Below are 17,566 nucleotides of genomic sequence, written 5' to 3'. Positions count from 1 at the left end.
TCATGAGTGTTGTCATCGCCGTTCTGGCGCTGTGCGTTCTGATGCTGGCTGCGTATCGGGGCTACAGCGTGATCATCTTCGCGCCACTGGCGGCCCTCGGCGCCGTATTGCTGACCGACCCGAGTGCCGTCGCGCCGGTGTTCAGCGACCTGTTCATGGACAAGATGGTCGGCTTCATCAAACTCTACTTTCCCGTTTTTCTGCTCGGCGCAGTGTTCGGCAAATTGATCGAGCTGTCGGGTTTTTCCCGTTCGATCGTGCAATCGGTCATCGGCCTGCTGGGGAGCAGTCAGGTGATTCTGGTGATCGTGCTGGTCTGTGCGTTGCTGACTTACGGTGGTGTGTCGCTGTTCGTGGTGGTGTTTGCGGTTTATCCGTTTGCCGCCGAGATGTTCCGCCAAGGCAATATCCCGAAACGCCTGATGCCTGCGACCATCGCCTTGGGTGCATTCACTTTCACCATGGACGCGATGCCTGGCACCCCGCAGATTCAGAACATCATCCCAACCACCTTTTTCGGCACCACCTCCTGGGCTGCGCCCTGGCTGGGGCTGCTCGGTTCGCTGTTCGTGCTCGGTTGCGGGATGATCTATCTGGAATATCAGCGGCGCAAGGCCGCCCGCGCCGGGGAAGGTTATGGAAGCCAACTGCGCAACGAGCCTGAAACTCCCGAGCAGATCCGCCTACCGAACCCACTGATCGCCCTGCTGCCGCTGGTATTGGTCGGCGTGATGAACCTGCTGTTCACTAAATGGATTCCGGGCTGGTATGGCGGCTCGTATGGCATTCATCTGCCCGGCCTCAAGGTGCCGATTCAGACCGACGTCGCCAAGCTGACTGCCATCTGGGCGGTACAGGCCGCGCTGCTGGTGGGCATCATCACGGTGCTGGTGTTTTCCTTCCGCACGGTCGCCGGCAAACTGGCCGATGGCAGCAAGACCGCCGTCGGCGGGGCGATGCTGGCGACACTGAATACCGCGTCGGAATACGGTTTCGGTGCGGTCATCGCCGCATTGCCAGGCTTTCTGGTGGTCGTGGACGGGTTGAAGGCGATACCCAATCCGCTGATCAATCAGGCGATCACCATCAACATTCTGGCGGGCATCACCGGCTCGTCTTCCGGCGGCATGAGCATTGCCCTGGCCGCAATGTCCGACACCTTCATATCGGCGGCCAATGCGGCGCACATTCCGATGGAAGTGATGCATCGGGTGGCATCGATGGCCGCCGGTGGCATGGATACCCTGCCCCACAACGGCGCGGTGATCACGCTGCTGGCCGTTACGGGCCTCACCCACCGCGAGGCTTATAAGGACATCTTCGGCATGACCATCTTCAAGGTGCTGGCGGCGTTCTTCGTGATTGGCGTGTATTACACGACCGGGCTGGTTTGACGGCGACTTGATGTCGCCAGGCTCCCGGGTCAGACGTGATCACACTGTGGGAGTGAGCTTGCTCACCAAGGCTCACTTCCAGACAGTGACCACACCGTGGGAGTGAGCTTGCTCACGAAGGCTCACTTCCTGACAGTGATCACACTGTGGGAGTGAGCTTGCTCACCAAGGCTCACTTCCAGACAGTGTCACACCGTGGGCGTGAGCTTGCTCACGAAGGCTCACTTCCTGACAGTGATCACACCGTGGGCGTGAGCTTGCTCACGAAGGCTCACTTCCTGACAGATCACACCGTGGGAGTGAGCTTGCTCACGAAGGCTCACTTCCTGACAGTGATCACTCCCACAGGTTGCGCGTTAATCAGACGCTGTTCATCCGCCACGCTGCTCCCGCCGAAACTGCCCGGGAGGTATGCCATGGGCCTTGCGGAAGCGTCGGGAGAAATAGGCCTCGTCAGCAAACCCGCAAATCTGGGCGATATGGCTCAGCGACTTGCTGCTGTTCATCAAGTGCGTGCGCGCCAGTCGCATGCGTCGTTCCAGCACCAGTTCGGAAAAGGTGCTGCCGGTTTCCTTGCGCAGTAGGTGGGTCAGGTAATTGGGCGACAGAAACGCTGCAGCCGCCGCGTCGGTCAAGGTCATGGCAGAATCGGCGATGTGCTCCCGAATGTACGCCATGACCCGCCCCATCGCATCGCGCCGCCCTCGCCTTTCAGCCTTGTTCGCCGACAGCGCCAGCAACTCGGTTTCGAACAGGTTGCAGGCCTTGCCGATCAGTTGCAGCAAGTAACCGCGCAGAATCGATCCCGACCCCAGCTGCCGGCGCTGATCCGCTTCGCGCATGTGCATCAGCAGCGCAGTCACCTCCTCGAAATGAGCGTCATCGAGGATGAAATCCAGATGCTCCTGAAAGCGAAACGGCGCCAGCTCCGGTGCCTCGGTCAACGGCACATCTTCCAGATCCATCGGATCACAGTGCAGGTGCTGCAACAGAAATTCCTGCGAGAAGTTGATCAGCACGAAATTGCCGTCTTCCGGGTGAGGAATCACATGCAGGCGATGAGGCAGGATGAACGCCAGGGTGTTACGCGGAAACGGTCGGATCGCGCCGCCGATATGCTGCACGGTGTCGCCGCCGAGGTTGATCTGGATCTGGAAATATTCGTGGCGATGAGGCGAGGTCAGGGCCGGGCGCGCCGACTTGTCACGGATGTAGAAATCCATGCGGTCGCTGCGTTGCTGCATGCCATAGGTCTGGATGCGGGACGGGTTGGCCATCGTTGAAACACCTGAAATCACCTGGTTCGGACTGCCGCATGTTAGGACACTGGCGGCAGCCGGACCAAGCGATTGTTACGGTGCAGCGCTTAGTCGATGGTGACGGTCAATTCAGCCAGGCCTTCGATACCGGCAGTGATCACGTCGCCGCGTTGCAAAGCCCCTACCCCTGCTGGCGTGCCGGTGTAGATCAGGTCGCCGGCCTTCACGCCGACCGATTGTGAGAGGTAAGCGATCACATCCTTGACCGCCCAGATCTGATCCGCCAGGTCGCCGCGCTGACGGGTTTCGCCGTTGACATCAAGCCAGATGGCGCCGCGGTCCCGGTGACCCACCTTGCTCACCGGCAACAGCGCCGTGGCGGGCGCTGAAGCGTCGAAAGCCTTGGCCCATTCCCACGGGCGCCCCATTTTCTTGGCTTGCGCCTGCAAGTCGCGACGGGTGAGGTCCAGGCCAACGCCATAACCCCAGACATGGCTCAAGGCGTCGTCAGGGCTGATGTTCACGCCATCCTTGCCGATCGCGACGACCAGTTCGATCTCGTGATGCAGGTCCTCGGTCAGCGGCGGATAGGGGATGCTGCCTTCGGCAGGAACCACGGCGTCCGCAGGTTTGGAAAAGAAGAATGGCGGCTCGCGATCAGGGTCGTGGCCCATCTCGCGGGCGTGATCGGAATAGTTGCGACCGACGCAGAATACGCGGCGGATCGGAAAACGGCTGGAAGTGCCCACCACCGCTAGCGATGGTGTGGCGACCGGTGCTATGACGAATTCGCTCATGGTCATGTCCTCGAAAAGAAGGGTACTCGACATGAGCCTAGTGTGCCGATTGTGCGGCTGGCTGAGTTGGACAGATCCCTTGGGGTTTTGGACGAAACAACGGTATCCGGGTGATGACCGATCAGCCGCCGAGAGTGAGCCGTGCTGCTGCAGGGCGCGCGACGCACCAAGGTCGTGGCACGCTCATCGAATCAAGAGCCGAGCATACTCGACCAGCCGATCAACCACGCCCCACGAACGGCATGTTGGTCGCCATCACCGTCATGTTCAGCACATTGGCCGACAGCGGCAGGCTGGCCATGTAGCTCACGGCGTCGGCCACATGCTGCACGTTCATCGTCGGTTCCACCTGCAATTCGCCGTTGGGCTGCAACACGCCTTTGGTCATGCGATCGGTCATTTCGGTGAGGGCATTGCCGATGTCGATCTGCCCGCAGGCGATGTTGTACTGCCGACCGTCCAGCGCCGTGCTCTTGGTCAGCCCCAACACCGCGTGTTTGCTGGAGGTGTACGGCGAGCTGAACAGACGCGGCGTATGGGCGGAAATCGAACCGTTGTTGATGATCCGCCCGCCTTGCGGCACCTGGCGGCGCATCAGGCCGAACGCGCCGCGTACGCAGAGGAACATACCGGTAACGTTGGTATCGATGACGTTTTTCCACTGCTCGACCGACAGCTCATCCATCGGCACCGCTGGCGCGCCAATCCCGGCATTGTTGAACGAAACGTCCAGACGACCAAAGGTGTCTTCGATGCTCGCGAACAATGCGTCGACACTGGCCGCGTCGCGCACATCGGTGGACACCGCCAGCGCCTGCTGACCCGCAGATTTGGCTTGCTCGGCCAGTGCAGTCAACGGCTCCAGACGACGTCCGGCCAACACCACTGCATAACCGTCCTTCAACAATTGCAACGCGACGGCACGACCGATGCCGCTTCCTGCGCCCGTAACCAGCGCGACTTTCAAGGCAGAGGATGAAGACATGAGCGATTCCTTTGTTGTTAAGGGATGAATCCGATTTCAGCTGTTCGCAAATCGTGTAGGAACTGTACCGCCACTGTCGGGCAGCAAACACCGTCCCCTGTGGAGTGAGCTTGCTCACGAAGACGTATCCGCAGGCGCTCAAGGTTTCATGTGCATGTACCTGTCCCTTCGTGAGCAAGCTCACTCCCACAGGCTATGTGGTCGTCAGCTGCATCAGGGGCTGACCTCGGGTTTCATGAGAGCGGGCTTCTGGACTCAACTGTGCACAGGCGTCAACACCGGCTTGCCCGCATAAAACGCCAACAGGTTATCGGCGACCATTTGCACCGTTGCGCGGGACGCTTCTGGCGACAGGCCCGCCACATGGGGCGTCAACACTACATTGCTCAACGTTTTCAGGGCATCCGGGACCTGCGGCTCGTCATCGAATACATCCAGCGCTGCGCCCGCCAGACGCCCATGTTGCAAGGCATCCACCAACGCGTCGGTGTCCACCACACTGGCCCGGGCGATGTTCACCAAAAAGCCCTCAGGCCCCAACGCCTCGATAGCCGCCTTGTCGATCAAGTGGCGAGTGCCGCCGCCACCGGGCGTGGCGACGATCAGAAAATCGGATTCAGCGGCCAGCGCCAACGGCGTCGCACAATAGGAGAAGTCCACATCGTCACGTCGGGAACGGCTGTGATAGCTCACCTGCATGTCAAAGCCCAGCGCCCGCCTGGCGATCGCCATGCCCACCGCCCCCAGCCCTAGAATGCCGATTCGCTTGTTGGCAAACGATGGCCGGGTCGCCTTGCGCCACTCGCTTCGGCGCACGGAAGCATCGGCTTGAGGAATGTCCCGCACCGCCGACAGCAGCAATGCCATCGCGTGATCGGCCACGCTTGGCGCATTGACCCCGGCGCCATTGGTCACGGTGATTCCCCGCGCTTCGGCGGCCAACAGATCCACCTGCTCGTAACCGGCGCCGATCACACAGATAATGCCCAGCTTCGGCAGCGCCGCGATCTCGTTGGCTGTTAAACCCAACGGCCCACGGGTCAGCACCGCATCGATCTCATCCCCACGGGACGCCACCGCCTCCGCCCGCATCGCGGGGGTCGGAGCCAGAATCAGACGAAACCCTTTGTCCTCCAGAATCGGCAAGTACTCGTTCACGCTCTCGACCAACACCAACACTGTCTTCGTCATCATCCCTCCGTCGCGGAAAATTCGATGGCATAGACAGTAGCGTGAGTTAGAGCAGTTGTGCAGCGTCCGAATAGAAATTGGCTCAACAAAAAGCCCGGCGCAAGCTTTGGCCGGGCAGACATAAACGTTTCGCTCGCCGCACTGGTATCGGCCAGCGAGCCACTGATAGCGATGGCAGCGAGTGCCATAGCGGCCCGCAACGGTCGACGCAGCAGTCAGGTAAAACCCGCCGCCGCAAACACGAATGCCTTGAAAGGAGGACGTCCGCGCAAGGTCATCGTTGCTACCGAAAGCGGAGAAACTTCCTTGGCCTTGATACAGGAATCGCCCCGGAAACGCAGTCTGCAAACGAAACAGTCATGCGCAAGACGATGGAGCTTCACGAAACTTCATGAAACTGGTGCCGTCATTCCCGTCCCCGCCGCATTCAACCATCGCCGATTCAAGAGGTTCAGAACGACAGCGGCTTTCCCTGTGCGACAGACAGGTTGCCCGCACCCAGGGTAGCTGTTTATGGTCCAAGGGTGCGTCCGGGATACGCAGCAGCGAAACGCTGACTGAGCGCGCAGCGGTGAGCCATGCCGCTTCATGAATGAATCATGCACATAAGGAACGTTATCACCATGCTCAAAGGGTTCTCTAGAACGTCACTTTCCAGAACATTGCTCAGCACCGCGCTGGCTGGGGTCATGTTGTCGTCGGGGGCTGCGATGGCCGCCAGTGATCCGGGCAAGGCCTTGGCCGCCAAGGTCGGCGTGCCGTGGCCTGCGGTGATCGCCCATCGTGGCGCTTCGTTTAATGCGCCGGAGGAAACCGTGCCGTCCTATACCCTGGCCCGCGAGCTGGGCGCGGACTATCTGGAGATGGACATTCAGCGAACCAAGGACGGCGTGCTCATCGCCCTGCACGACGACACGCTGGAGCGCACCACCAATATCGCCGAGGTCTATCCGAGTCGCGTCAAAGACCCCCTGAGCAGTTTCACGCTGGAGGAAATCAAGCGCCTGGATGCCGGCTCATGGTTCAACAAGGCCCATCCGGATCGCGCCCGCGCCAGTTATGCCGGGCTGAAGATTCTGACCCTGGACGAGGTCATCGACATCGCCGAAGGCGGCAAGAACAAGCCGGGGCTGTACATCGAGACCAAGGTGCCCGCGCAGTTTCCGGGGATTGAAGAAGACCTCAGGAAAAAGCTCGACCAACGCGGTTGGCTGAGCCAGCGTCCTGCGGCGGAAAAAGGTTACGTCAATGTGGCGCACACACCGGGTCGCGTCGTGCTGCAAACGTTTGAAAAGCCAAGTCTGGAGTTGCTGCAAAAAGCGATGCCGGACACGCCCAAAGTACTGCTGTTGTGGACAGGTGACGGTTACATCCCGGCGGCATCCGACAAGAGCTTCAAGGATTCGGGCGCGAAGGACAAGGCAAGCTTTTACGCCAGTCAACAGGTGAAATCGAAGGAAGAGTTTGCCGCGTGGATGGACTGGGCGAAAGCCCATGGCGCCATTGGCACGGGCCCTGCGGCGGCATTGAAGAACGGCGGGGATCAGAGCTACATGGATCTGGTGCAGCCGTGGATGAACAAGATGGCCCACGATCGCGGCCTGATCATCCACCCGTATACCGTGGACGATGCGGTGGACTTCAAGGCGATCAGCGCGCGTGGGGTTGACGGGTTCTTCACCAATCGAGCTTCGGAACTGCTGAAATTCTATGGCCGGCCTTCGAAGCAAAGCATGGAGTCGATTCTGAAGCGGATCGGGTATTGAAACTCACATGACCTTGTAGGCGCGCGCTTGCCCGCGAAGGCGGACTGTTAGTCACCATGGTGGTGGCAGACATAACGCATCGCGGGCAAGCGTGCTCCTACAAATCGTGCTGTAGCGGCAGGTTTTACGCCAACTCGGCCACGACCGCCGCCAACGCTTTCGCCGGATCGGCTGCCTGGCTGATCGGGCGGCCGATGACCAGGTAATCGGAACCTGCATCCAGCGCCTGGCGCGGAGTCAGGATGCGACGCTGGTCGTCTTGCGCGCTGCCCGCCGGACGAATGCCCGGGGTCACCAGTTGCAGTGACGGGTGCGCGGTTTTCAGGGCCTGCGCTTCCAGCGCTGAACACACCAGCCCGTCCATGCCGGCCTTCTCGGCCAATGCAGCCAGACGCAGCACCTGCTCCTGCGGCTCGATGTCCAGGCCGATGGCCGCCATATCCTCACGTTCCATGCTGGTCAGCACGGTCACGCCAATCAGCAGCGGTTTGACGCCCGTACGCTGATCGAGCACGTCGCGGCAGGCCGCCATCATGCGCAGGCCTCCGGAGCAATGCACGTCGACCATCCATACGCCCATTTCGGCCGCAGACTTGACCGCCATGGCCGTGGTGTTGGGAATGTCGTGGAATTTGAGGTCCAGGAATACTTCGAAGCCCTTGGCGTTCAGGGTCTCGACAATGCCTGATGCGCTACTGGTGAACAGCTCCTTGCCAACCTTGACCCGACACAGTTTCGGGTCCAGTTGATCGGCCAGTTTCAACGCGGCTTCGCGAGTCGGGAAATCCAGGGCGACGATGATTGGGGTCTGGCAGACGGACATGAGCGGATTCTCTGGCAAGTCGAAATCGGCGCGCATTGTAGCTGAACAACGCGCGGCGCGGGACCCGGTGATCGGCAAACTCTGCAAACATCCTCTATCGCCAGCAACAGGAAGCTTGCCGGTGGCAACGAGTTTGACGACGCTACCGCTGGCAAGCGGTGCTGCTACACCTGTGCAGATCGCCCCGACATTGCCCAGGGCGCGCCTCAATCGTGCGCGTTCGCCTCAAAATCGCCGACAAAGCATTCTGCATGCGACCTCTTTCGGAACATTACGACATATCCGCGAACCACTGGCATGACCACTGCAACGCATTGCCTCCCGATGATCCAATCAATCCAGGGAGTGACGCATGAATACGCAACTGAAGCCCACACTGGGCACGCTGCATTTGTGGGGAATCGCTGTCGGTCTGGTGATTTCCGGTGAATATTTCGGCTGGAGCTATGGCTGGGGCGTGGCCGGGACGCTGGGCTTTCTGGTGACGTCGCTGATGGTCGCGGCGATGTACACCTGTTTCATTTTCAGTTTTACCGAACTGACCACCGCCATTCCCCACGCAGGCGGGCCGTTCGCCTACAGCCGCCGAGCGTTCGGTGAGAAAGGCGGGCTAATCGCAGGGCTGGCGACCTTGATCGAATTCGTCTTCGCGCCCCCCGCCATTGCCTTGGCCATCGGTGCTTATCTCAATGTGCAGTTTCCCGAGCTCGACCCCAAACACGCGGCTGTCGGCGCCTACATCGTGTTCATGACCCTCAACATCCTTGGCGTGAAACTCGCTGCCACGTTCGAATTGGTGGTGTGTGTCCTCGCTGTCCTGGAGCTGCTGGTGTTCATGGGCGTGGTCGCGCCTGCGTTCAGTTTCAGCAATTTCGCCCTCAATGGCTGGGCCGGGTCCGACGGCTTCGGCGCGCCGGCGATTGCCGGCATGTTCGCGGCGATTCCGTTCGCCATCTGGTTCTTCCTCGCCATCGAAGGCGCAGCCATGGCGGCCGAAGAAGCGAAAGATCCCAAACGCACGATTCCCAAGGCCTACATCAGCGGCATCATCACCTTGGTACTGCTGGCAATGGGTGTGATGTTCTTCGCTGGCGGCGTGGGCGACTGGAAAGCCCTGTCGAACATCAACGACCCACTGCCTCAGGCCATGAAAGCGGTGGTCGGCGAAAGCTCCGGCTGGCTGCACATGCTGGTGTGGATCGGGCTGTTCGGCCTGGTGGCGAGTTTCCACGGCATCATCCTGGGCTACTCGCGGCAGTTCTTCGCCCTCGCCCGCGCCGGTTACCTGCCGGCATCGCTGGCCAAACTGTCGCGCTTCCAGACACCACACCGGGCAATCATTGCCGGGGGCCTGATCGGCATCGCAGCGATCTACAGCGACGGCCTGATCAACCTCAGCGGCATGACCCTTACGGCAGCGATGATCACCATGGCGGTGTTCGGCGCCATCGTGATGTACGTCATGAGCATGCTGAGCCTGTTCAAACTGCGCAAAACCGAACCGCTGCTGGAACGCACCTTCCGCGCCCCCGGCTACCCGATCGTGCCGGGCATTGCGCTGGTATTGGCTGTGGTTTGCTTGATTGCCATGGCTTGGTTCAACGCCCTGATAGGCCTGATCTTCCTGGGGTTCATGGCGGTCGGCTTCATCTACTTCGGCATGACCGGGCGGGCGCGTTCGGCAGCGCCGGCCGATTCGATGCTGACGGGAATTTAAACCGCATCAAGCCCTGTAGCAGCCCGGCTTGCCGACGGTAACGATTATGGCCGTCACCGCCGGCAAGCCGTGCTGCTGCGGGTAAAGTGAGACAATGACCCTCTACCTTCACCGCGCATCTCCTGGAATTGAACCACTGGGCAGCGGCGCTGCTCAAAGCGGTATCACAATAAGGAGAGAGCATCATGCCCTGGTATGCCTGGTTGATTCTGGTAATTGCAATCGGCTCGATCGTCGGTGGTTTGCTGATGCTCAAGGATTCGGCGAAAAAACTTCCCCTGACCGAAGAACAGCTCAAGCGCGTCCACGAGCGAAACGCTGAAATGGATGCCAAGGAAGCAGGTGACCGATAACGGCACGCGACCACCAGGACCGTCGGGCGTTGGGAAATCATCGCCCGCTCGCCGCGCCCCTCTTTAAGCCCCCTTCCAGACTCCCCTGTTTAAAACGCCCTCAATCCCGGTTTCCCCCGTCATCCAGCGCCACCGCGTGATGGCTGGCCTGTGGCGTCACGGCAATCCGGAATGGCTGGAAAATCTTGAACATCTGCCCGTTTTCCCGCAGTTGCTTGAGCAGCTCGCCGAACTTCTCCCCGGTGATCGGAGCGTCAGGCCTGAGCAACGCATAGTGGCGATAGACCTGATCGACCCTGTCGGAAACCAGGAATTGATCGGCATCCCGCGGGTTACCGGCCATGAACGTACTCAAATAAGAGCGCGTGACCAGCGCGATATCCGCCCGATCACGCAACACCATCAGCAGATTGCTGTCGTGGGAGTAGGTCAGCGTGGCGTTGTAGTGGTCAGCGAGGAATTTCGGGTCAGCGTTGAAGTGGGCAAAGGCGTAGTGATAGCCGCTGAACAGCGCCAGACGCTTGCCCTTGAGGTCATCGAAATAATTTTGCGTGCGCCCCTGAACGCGGTGGGTGACGAAAATTTCTGCGTCTTCCAGGCCCATGTCGACATCTTCGTGCGGGATGTCCTTCCAGCCCCATGCCGGGTTTTCGAAGATCGCCATGTCGAAGCGATGCTGCTGGAAATCGCGGAAACGACGGGGAATAGAGGTCGGCACCATCTCGAAGCGGTAATCGCTCTGCATGGCATTCAATGCGCTGATCATCTGCGGCAGCAACCCGGTGTCTTCGCCGCGCTCGGGGCGAATCGTGTAGGGCGGAAAATGCGCCGCTCCAATTCTCACGACCTGCGCCGCACCCGCTTGCCAGGCCCACAATGTGGTCGTTGCCAACAGCAGCGTTTTCAAAACCATCCGCACCGGCGTACACATCAACACAAACCACCTCTGGCGAATCGGAATACGCGTAAGCTATGCGCTCGCGAACAATTAGACAACGGTCAAACCAAGTCAAAACCAGCTTTATTTTCCGCCCGGCAGTTTCAGCAGTGGCCGCGGCGCAATTTATGCCGCGCGCCTGAGCCAAGCAAGCGCTCGGCCAGGAGTTGCACTCCCGATCCGACAAAAAAATCGCCCCCTCGTCAAACAATCTTCCGTCAGGCGAGTCCCACCATGAGCCGTGCGACAGCTGCATTGGACGCAATGGGCTGAATATGACTACGCTGCATGACGGTGCCACGGATTAGGAAAACGGGAGCGAGTAATGCCCCATTGGTTGGTGATAGATCTGGAGGCGACCACAGAAGAGGGCGGATGGCCTGTGGCAGAGATGGAAATCATTGAAATCGGCGCCTGCGTGGTCAACGCCGACGGACGCGAGATCGATCATTTCGAACGTTTCGTGCGACCGGCACGCAGGCCTCAGCTGACATCGTTCTGCCGGGAACTGACGCACATTCAACAGGGCCAGATCGACACCGCGTCGCCCTTGACCACGATCTGGCCGCAATTCGAGCGCTGGATGAGTCATCACCGCACGCGATTGGTGGGCTGGGTCAGTTGGGGCGATTACGATCGAGAGCAACTGCTGCGGCAGTGGCAGGAGCATCAATTGAGCAGCGACCTGAGCGCGCTGCCGCACATCAACCTCAAGCAGCGCTTCGCGCAGGCCCGGCAATTGCAAAAACCCTGCGGGCTGAACACCGCGCTTCAGTTAGCTGGCATGCACTTCAATGGCCAGCAACACCGGGCGCTAACCGACGCGCAAAACACCGCGCGACTGTTGCCGCTGGTCATCCCTTCCTGAAAGTGACGCATTTATCAAAGCGGATGACGGCCTTTTGTACGTTGGGCATACTATCCGACCTTTTCCAGCCCTTTCCAAGGAGAACAGCCATGTTCAAGGTCAACGAGTATTTCGACGGCACCGTCAAGTCCATCGCCTTTCAACAAGCCGAAGGCCAAGCCACCATCGGCGTCATGGCTCCAGGAAAATACAACTTTGGCACAGCCGATCGGGAAATCATGCATGTGATCTCGGGCTCGCTGAAAGTGCTGCTGCCGGGCAGCAATGACTGGGAAAGCTTCAGCGCGGGCGACCAGTTCCGCGTTCCGGCCAACAGCAAGTTCGACTTGGAGGTCAGTGTCGACACCGCTTACCTTTGCGAATACCGCCAGGATTGATTTTGCAGCGAACGGCGCTTGATGCGCCGTTGTCGTTTCTGCGGGTCAAACACGCTGCAGCAAGCGCGGCTTGACAGCGGCAACGGCTGTAAAACTCGCTGCTACGTAATGTTCACTTCTTTTTCTGGCTGGCCCGCGTTGAACTGCAACGCCGCCAAACGCGCATACAACGGGTTGCTGGCAATCAACTCCCGGTGCGTGCCCACCGCCACGAGTTTTCCTTGATCCATCACCGCAATCCGGTCGGCGTTCTGCACGGTGGCCAGCCGGTGGGCGATGACCAGGGTCGTGCGGCCTTGCATCAGCGTTGGCAGCGCCTGCTGAATCAAGTGTTCGCTCTGTGCATCCAACGCGCTGGTGGCTTCGTCGAGTAGCAGGATCGGCGCATCGGCCAGCAGCGCACGGGCGATCGCCAGGCGCTGCCGCTGCCCGCCAGATAGCCCCATCCCGCCATCGCCCAGGTGGGTCCGGTATCCCTGCGGCAGCAGTTGGATGAATTCGTGGGCATGGGCGATATGCGCCGCGGCCTGAACCTGTTGGTCGCTGGCATGAGGGTTGCCGTAGCGAATGTTGTCCTCGACGCTGCCGAAAAACAGCGCTGGGGTCTGCGAAACCCAGGCGAAACAACGACGCAAGTCCAGCGGATCGAGGCGCTTGGCGGGTATCCCCTCGATCAGAATCTGGCCCTGCTGCGGATCGTAAAAACGCAGCAACAGATCGAACAGCGTCGACTTGCCCGCGCCTGAAGGCCCTACCAGCGCAAGGGTCTCCCCCGCCTCGATGATCAGGCTCAGGCCGTCAACCGCGTTGCGTTCTGGCCGTGATGGGTAGGCAAAACTTATGTTTTCCAGCGCCAGACGACCGCTGACCCGCTCCGGCAACTTCAGCACATCGCCAGCGGGTGGTGTGATTTCGCTGCGCGCCTGCAACAGCTCGGTGATGCGTTCGGCCGCGCCCGCCGCGCGCTGCAGCTCGCCGATCACCTCGCTGAGGGTGCCAAACGCGCTGCCGACGATCAGGCTGTAGAACACGAATGCTGCCAGTTCACCCCCTGAAATACGTCCAGCGATGACGTCCATGCCGCCGACCCAGAGCATCACCGCCACCGCACCGAGCACCAGCACGATGACCAGGGTGATCAGCCACGAGCGCTGCAGAATCCGCTTACGCGCGGTTTCGAAGGCCCCTTCGGCTGTCTGCGAAAAGCGCTGCCGGTCCTGCTCCTGATGGTTGTAGGCCTGGACGGTCTTGATCTGCCCCAGCGCTTCGGACACATAACTACCAACGTCGGCAACGCGGTCCTGACTCTCCCGCGACAGGCTGCGCACCCGCCGTCCGAAGATCAGAATCGGCGCCACCACCAGCGGCAATGCCACCACCACGATGCTGGTCAGCTTGGGGTTGGTGAAGAACAGCAGGATCACCCCGCCAATCACCATCAGCGCGTTGCGCAGGAACATCGACAACGACGAACCGATCACCGATTGCAGCAGTGTGGTATCGGCCGTGAGTCGCGACTGGATTTCCGAGCTGCGGTTGTTCTCGTAAAACCCGGGATGCAGGCTGACAAGATGATCGAACACCTGCTTGCGCAGATCGGCAACGACCCGCTCGCCGATCCACGACACCAGATAGAAGCGGGTAAACGTGCCCACCGCCAGCGCCACGACCAGCACCATGAACAGCCCGATGGTTTCGTTGAGCAAGGTGACCGAGCGGGTCATGAAGCCCTGATCGACCATCAGCTTGATGCCCTGGCCCATGGACAGGGTGATGGCGGCCGTGACGATCAGCGCCACCAATGCGCCGATGGCCTGTTTGCGGTAAGGCGCGATCATCCGAAGCGCCAGGCGAATGGCGTGACGCTGACGGCCGGAGAACACTGATGCCATGAAATGCACTCGATAGAGACTCAAGCGCAGAGCCTACACCGGCCCTTGCATGCACGCTCGTCGTCTTTTGCTGAACTCAAGGCGGCGCTGCCAGTCAGGATAGGGGTATCGACCTTGAAGCAGCGCCACGTTATGACGCTAACCGAGGACGGTTAGAGTAGATCGGTCTAACGAGCGGCTGGCGATTGTCGCCGTCATCTGTTGGACTGAAGGGGCGCTTGATGCGTCCAGGGATGTCATGGCGTGGTCAGCGAGCGCGGAAACCTGAAGCGCACAACCTGATGAGGAGACAGGCCATGAGCTTGCAAAACAGCAGCAATCAAGAACCCGTGGTACGGCCCCAACCCGAGTCGCAACTGGGCGGCGCCATTGTTGATGAATACGGGAATCAGATCCTGATTACTGAAGAAATGGTTCAGGCGGCGTGTCAGGAATGCGAAAAGTACTGGGTCAAACCCGAAAAACAAGATCGATGAACAGACTCCTTTGAAGCCCGGCTTCGACGCCGGGTTTTTTATGCCTGCGCTATAAAGCTTGCTGTAATACACCGAAACATCCTGCAATAGCCCGCGTCCCGAACCCCGTTGCATCCCGACAGATCCTGCGATTACGTCCTGGCCTTCAACCGTCAATTGACTTGATCCAAGGAAGATCGATATGTCTGTTTCGCGTTATGGCTACACCCCTCAGCAGCTGAACCACGTCTATACCGAACTTGAAAAAACCCTGTTCGACGTCAGCCGAGATATTGGCGCCGATGGGCAACCGGCGCCGAAGATCCTGGTGGTCGCCGGGGTTCAGGGTTCGGGCAAGACCTACATGCTCAATAATACCCTGCTCAAGGATCCACGCTACGGCAACTATGTGCGCCTGTATTCGGAAGACCTGCGCGAGCTGCACCCGCGTTATGCCGAATTCGCCGATCAGGACGTGACCAGCCGCTACAAGCACACCGAGGCGTTTATCTGGGAGCTGTGCAGCCTGATCTTTGCCCACGCGTACAGGAACAAATTCAACATCATCATGGAGACCGCGCTGGATACGAAGGCCTTCGCCACGGTCATCACCGGCGCAGAGCTGGCCGATTACCAGTTCGACGTGCACCTGATCGGCTGCAAAAAGGACTTCGTTCACCTCTCCACGATCAAACGCGCGTTGAACGCGCTGGAAAGCGGCAGCCTTGAGCGCTTCGTCGATATCGCCACCATCGAGACCAGCATCGAGAATGCCGAGGTCATCCTCAATGCGTTCGAAACGGCGTGCATGCGCGTCAGCGGCTCGACCATCAGCATGTATGAACGGGGCTTCGGTGCCCTGATAAACCGCAGGAAGCTGTGCAGCAGCCGTTGCGAACGGGTCAACACGCTGACGCCGATCGTCTTCACGGACGAACAAGGCACGACGATCGCTGTGCAGGAACAGACCCATCGGATCGAGCGCAGCGAAGAAATGCCGGTGCCGTGCAGCTATGGCAGTTTCATCGCATTGGTGGAAGCACCGGTCAGTAGCATCGAGGACCGCAAGCAAGCGTGGCAGGAGGCCTACGCCGCCCTTGCGCGGATGCGCGACTTCTGGAAGCAGATCCCGCCTCGCCTGCCGGAGACGCTGTGGGGCTACATCAAGAAATACGTCGAGTGATCACTCGCCGACCGACACCGCGCCCAATGCCTGCACGATCTGCTGCAACGCTGCCGAGTGGCCGTTGATGCTCACCCGCAGGCCTTCGATTTCCCGGCGCGGCGGATAGTGCTTGCGCAGGGCGTCGAAGGCCAGGCGCTGGCTGGCAGAGTCGCCGACCAGACTGCGGCGCAAGTCCGCATCGTCGCGGCGCGGATCGTAGACCCCACGGCAGAGCATATTCAGCGCCCAGGCCGGGTCGGTTGCAGCGTCCAGCGCGACTTGCGCCAGCCAGGGCTTGGGCAGCAGGTCGGCAAGTTCGATGGTCGGCGATTGCCCCAAGTGCGCGCACAATGCCTGATAGATCTGCGCTGTGCCGCGCTGACGGCCGTCGAGGCTATAGCCGGCAATGTGCGGGGTGCCGATCACACACAGCTCGGCCAGGTCCACGTCTACCAGCGGCTCGTGTTCCCAGACATCCAGCACCGCCTGCAAGTCTTCGCGCTCGAGCAGCACTTCACGCAGCGCCCTGTTGTCCACTATCGGGCCGCGTGCCGCATTGATCAGCCACGCGCCTTGCCTGAGTCTTTGCAGGCGCGCGCGATCCAACAGGTGCCAGGTCGGCAGATCGCCGGTCTTGTTCAGCGGCGTGTGCAGGCTGATGACGTCGCAACGGGCGATGATCTCATCGAGACTGACGTAATCGCCGCCTTCGGCAGCCTGCCGCGGCGGATCGCAGACCAGTACATTCCAGCCCAGCCCGCGCAGCACCTTGATCAGCCGACCGCCGACCTGCCCTGCGCCGACGACGCCGTAGGTGCGTTGGGTCAGATCGGCGCCTTCGATTTCGGCCAGGGTCAGCAGGCTGCCGAGCACATAATCCACCACCCCGCGGGCGTTGCAGCCGGGCGCGCTGGCCCATCGGATACCGGCTTCGTCGAAGTAATCGAGGTCGAGGTGATCAGTGCCAATGGTGCAGGTGCCGACGAACCTAACCGGTGTGCCTTCGAGCAGTTCGCGGTTGACTTTCGTCACCGAGCGCACCAGCAGGATATCGGCATCGGCCACCGCAGCGTGGTCAAGGGTACGTCCCGGAAAACGGCGGATGTCGCCAAAACCGGAAAAGAAGGCGTCGAGCAGTGGAATGTTTTCGTCGGCAACTATGCGCATGGTGGGCTCCCTGAAGTCGCGGCAGTGTAGGCGCTAGCGTGCCGGGGAGCCAGTGCGGAGCAATGACGCAGCCAGGGTCGCCGCGTCGACTCAGGCGAGCTTCTTGCGAATCCAGTACAGGTACACGCCATCGGCAGTCTGCTTGTCCACCAGTTCGTGGTCCAGGAACACGCAGAACTTGGGGATATCGCGCTGGGTCGAAGGGTCGGTGGCGATGACCTTGAGCACCCCCCCGGCTGGCAGATCGCGCACCTTCTGATGCAGCATCATCACAGGTTCGGGGCAATTGAGGCCGGTCGCGTCGAGGACAGCGTCAACGGCAAGGCTTTCGATGGAATCAGACATGGGGCACTCCGGAAACTGGCGCGCATTGTCGCTTAAATGAACAGCAGCGCCAATCGTCACTGGTCTTGCGAATTT

Annotated in this window: 17 protein-coding genes; 8 read left to right on the top strand and 9 right to left on the bottom strand. The window is 60.3% G+C overall.

The genetic code is table 11. The features are described from left to right. Positions 1-2: 2 nt before the first annotated feature. A complete protein-coding gene (locus CE491_RS29865) occupies positions 3-1,394 on the top strand; it encodes a GntP family permease (protein ID WP_110951902.1) in 1,392 nt (463 codons plus the stop codon). Positions 1,395-1,765: 371 nt separating this feature from the next. Here the strand turns inward: CE491_RS29865 and CE491_RS29860 are convergent, their stop codons facing one another. From CE491_RS29860 to CE491_RS29845, 4 genes are all read right to left on the bottom strand, one after another. Beyond that, entirely contained in the window at positions 1,766-2,671 is a 906-nt protein-coding gene (locus CE491_RS29860) for a helix-turn-helix transcriptional regulator (protein WP_110951901.1), read from the bottom strand. Between the two features lie 89 nt (positions 2,672-2,760). Beyond that, the gene (locus CE491_RS29855) at positions 2,761-3,450 is read right to left on the bottom strand and encodes a fumarylacetoacetate hydrolase family protein (RefSeq protein ID WP_110951900.1); all 690 of its coding nucleotides are present in this window, start codon (positions 3,448-3,450) and stop codon (positions 2,761-2,763) included. A gap of 220 nt (positions 3,451-3,670) precedes the next feature. After that, positions 3,671-4,435, bottom strand: a complete 765-nt coding sequence (locus tag CE491_RS29850) for an SDR family oxidoreductase (protein WP_110951899.1) — start codon at positions 4,433-4,435, stop codon at positions 3,671-3,673. 255 nt (positions 4,436-4,690) lie between these two features. Further along, positions 4,691-5,626, bottom strand: a complete 936-nt coding sequence (locus CE491_RS29845) for a 2-hydroxyacid dehydrogenase (RefSeq protein ID WP_110951898.1) — start codon at positions 5,624-5,626, stop codon at positions 4,691-4,693. 623 nt (positions 5,627-6,249) lie between these two features. Between CE491_RS29845 and CE491_RS29840 the strand changes: the two genes are divergently transcribed. Next, the gene (locus CE491_RS29840; RefSeq protein ID WP_110951897.1) at positions 6,250-7,392 is read left to right on the top strand and encodes a glycerophosphodiester phosphodiesterase; all 1,143 of its coding nucleotides are present in this window, start codon (positions 6,250-6,252) and stop codon (positions 7,390-7,392) included. A 124-nt stretch (positions 7,393-7,516) separates the two neighbouring features. Here CE491_RS29840 and pyrF read toward each other — a convergent pair whose 3' ends face one another. After that, a complete protein-coding gene (gene pyrF, locus CE491_RS29835; RefSeq protein WP_199885290.1) occupies positions 7,517-8,215 on the bottom strand; it encodes an orotidine-5'-phosphate decarboxylase in 699 nt (232 codons plus the stop codon). Positions 8,216-8,567: 352 nt separating this feature from the next. Here pyrF and eat point away from each other — a divergent pair, with 352 nt between their 5' ends. Continuing rightward, the gene (gene eat / locus CE491_RS29830; RefSeq protein ID WP_110951895.1) at positions 8,568-9,932 is read left to right on the top strand and encodes an ethanolamine permease; all 1,365 of its coding nucleotides are present in this window, start codon (positions 8,568-8,570) and stop codon (positions 9,930-9,932) included. 185 nt (positions 9,933-10,117) lie between these two features. After that, the gene (locus tag CE491_RS29825) at positions 10,118-10,285 is read left to right on the top strand and encodes a DUF2897 family protein (RefSeq protein ID WP_110951894.1); all 168 of its coding nucleotides are present in this window, start codon (positions 10,118-10,120) and stop codon (positions 10,283-10,285) included. A gap of 100 nt (positions 10,286-10,385) precedes the next feature. Here CE491_RS29825 and CE491_RS29820 read toward each other — a convergent pair whose 3' ends face one another. After that, the gene (locus tag CE491_RS29820) at positions 10,386-11,216 is read right to left on the bottom strand and encodes a substrate-binding periplasmic protein (protein WP_110951893.1); all 831 of its coding nucleotides are present in this window, start codon (positions 11,214-11,216) and stop codon (positions 10,386-10,388) included. 331 nt (positions 11,217-11,547) lie between these two features. Between CE491_RS29820 and CE491_RS29815 the strand changes: the two genes are divergently transcribed. Together CE491_RS29815 and ppnP are read left to right on the top strand one after the other, a co-directional pair. Then, a complete protein-coding gene (locus CE491_RS29815; protein WP_110951892.1) occupies positions 11,548-12,090 on the top strand; it encodes an exonuclease domain-containing protein in 543 nt (180 codons plus the stop codon). An 89-nt stretch (positions 12,091-12,179) separates the two neighbouring features. Further along, a complete protein-coding gene (ppnP, locus tag CE491_RS29810; protein ID WP_110951891.1) occupies positions 12,180-12,467 on the top strand; it encodes a pyrimidine/purine nucleoside phosphorylase in 288 nt (95 codons plus the stop codon). Positions 12,468-12,568: 101 nt separating this feature from the next. Here ppnP and CE491_RS29805 read toward each other — a convergent pair whose 3' ends face one another. Next, positions 12,569-14,359, bottom strand: a complete 1,791-nt coding sequence (locus CE491_RS29805; protein WP_110951890.1) for an ABC transporter transmembrane domain-containing protein — start codon at positions 14,357-14,359, stop codon at positions 12,569-12,571. Between the two features lie 296 nt (positions 14,360-14,655). Between CE491_RS29805 and CE491_RS29800 the strand changes: the two genes are divergently transcribed. Together CE491_RS29800 and CE491_RS29795 are read left to right on the top strand one after the other, a co-directional pair. Then, a complete protein-coding gene (locus CE491_RS29800; RefSeq protein ID WP_110951889.1) occupies positions 14,656-14,835 on the top strand; it encodes a PA1571 family protein in 180 nt (59 codons plus the stop codon). Positions 14,836-15,016: 181 nt separating this feature from the next. Next, on the top strand, positions 15,017-15,997 hold the full coding sequence (locus CE491_RS29795) for a zeta toxin family protein (protein ID WP_110951888.1): 981 nt from the start codon (positions 15,017-15,019) through the stop codon (positions 15,995-15,997). Here CE491_RS29795 and pdxB read toward each other — a convergent pair whose 3' ends face one another. Both pdxB and tusA read right to left on the bottom strand, forming a co-directional pair. Next, entirely contained in the window at positions 15,998-17,146 is a 1,149-nt protein-coding gene (pdxB, locus tag CE491_RS29790; RefSeq protein WP_110951887.1) for a 4-phosphoerythronate dehydrogenase PdxB, read from the bottom strand. It lies immediately after the preceding gene. Between the two features lie 90 nt (positions 17,147-17,236). Next, complete coding sequence (tusA, locus tag CE491_RS29785; protein ID WP_110951886.1) at positions 17,237-17,491, bottom strand: sulfurtransferase TusA; 255 nt, start codon at positions 17,489-17,491, stop codon at positions 17,237-17,239. Positions 17,492-17,566: the final 75 nt, after the last annotated feature.

The sequence above is a fragment of the Pseudomonas bohemica genome (assembly GCF_002934685.1).
In the GTDB taxonomy this organism is placed as follows: domain Bacteria; phylum Pseudomonadota; class Gammaproteobacteria; order Pseudomonadales; family Pseudomonadaceae; genus Aquipseudomonas; species Aquipseudomonas bohemica.
This window is presented reverse-complemented; position numbering and strand designations above follow the sequence as displayed.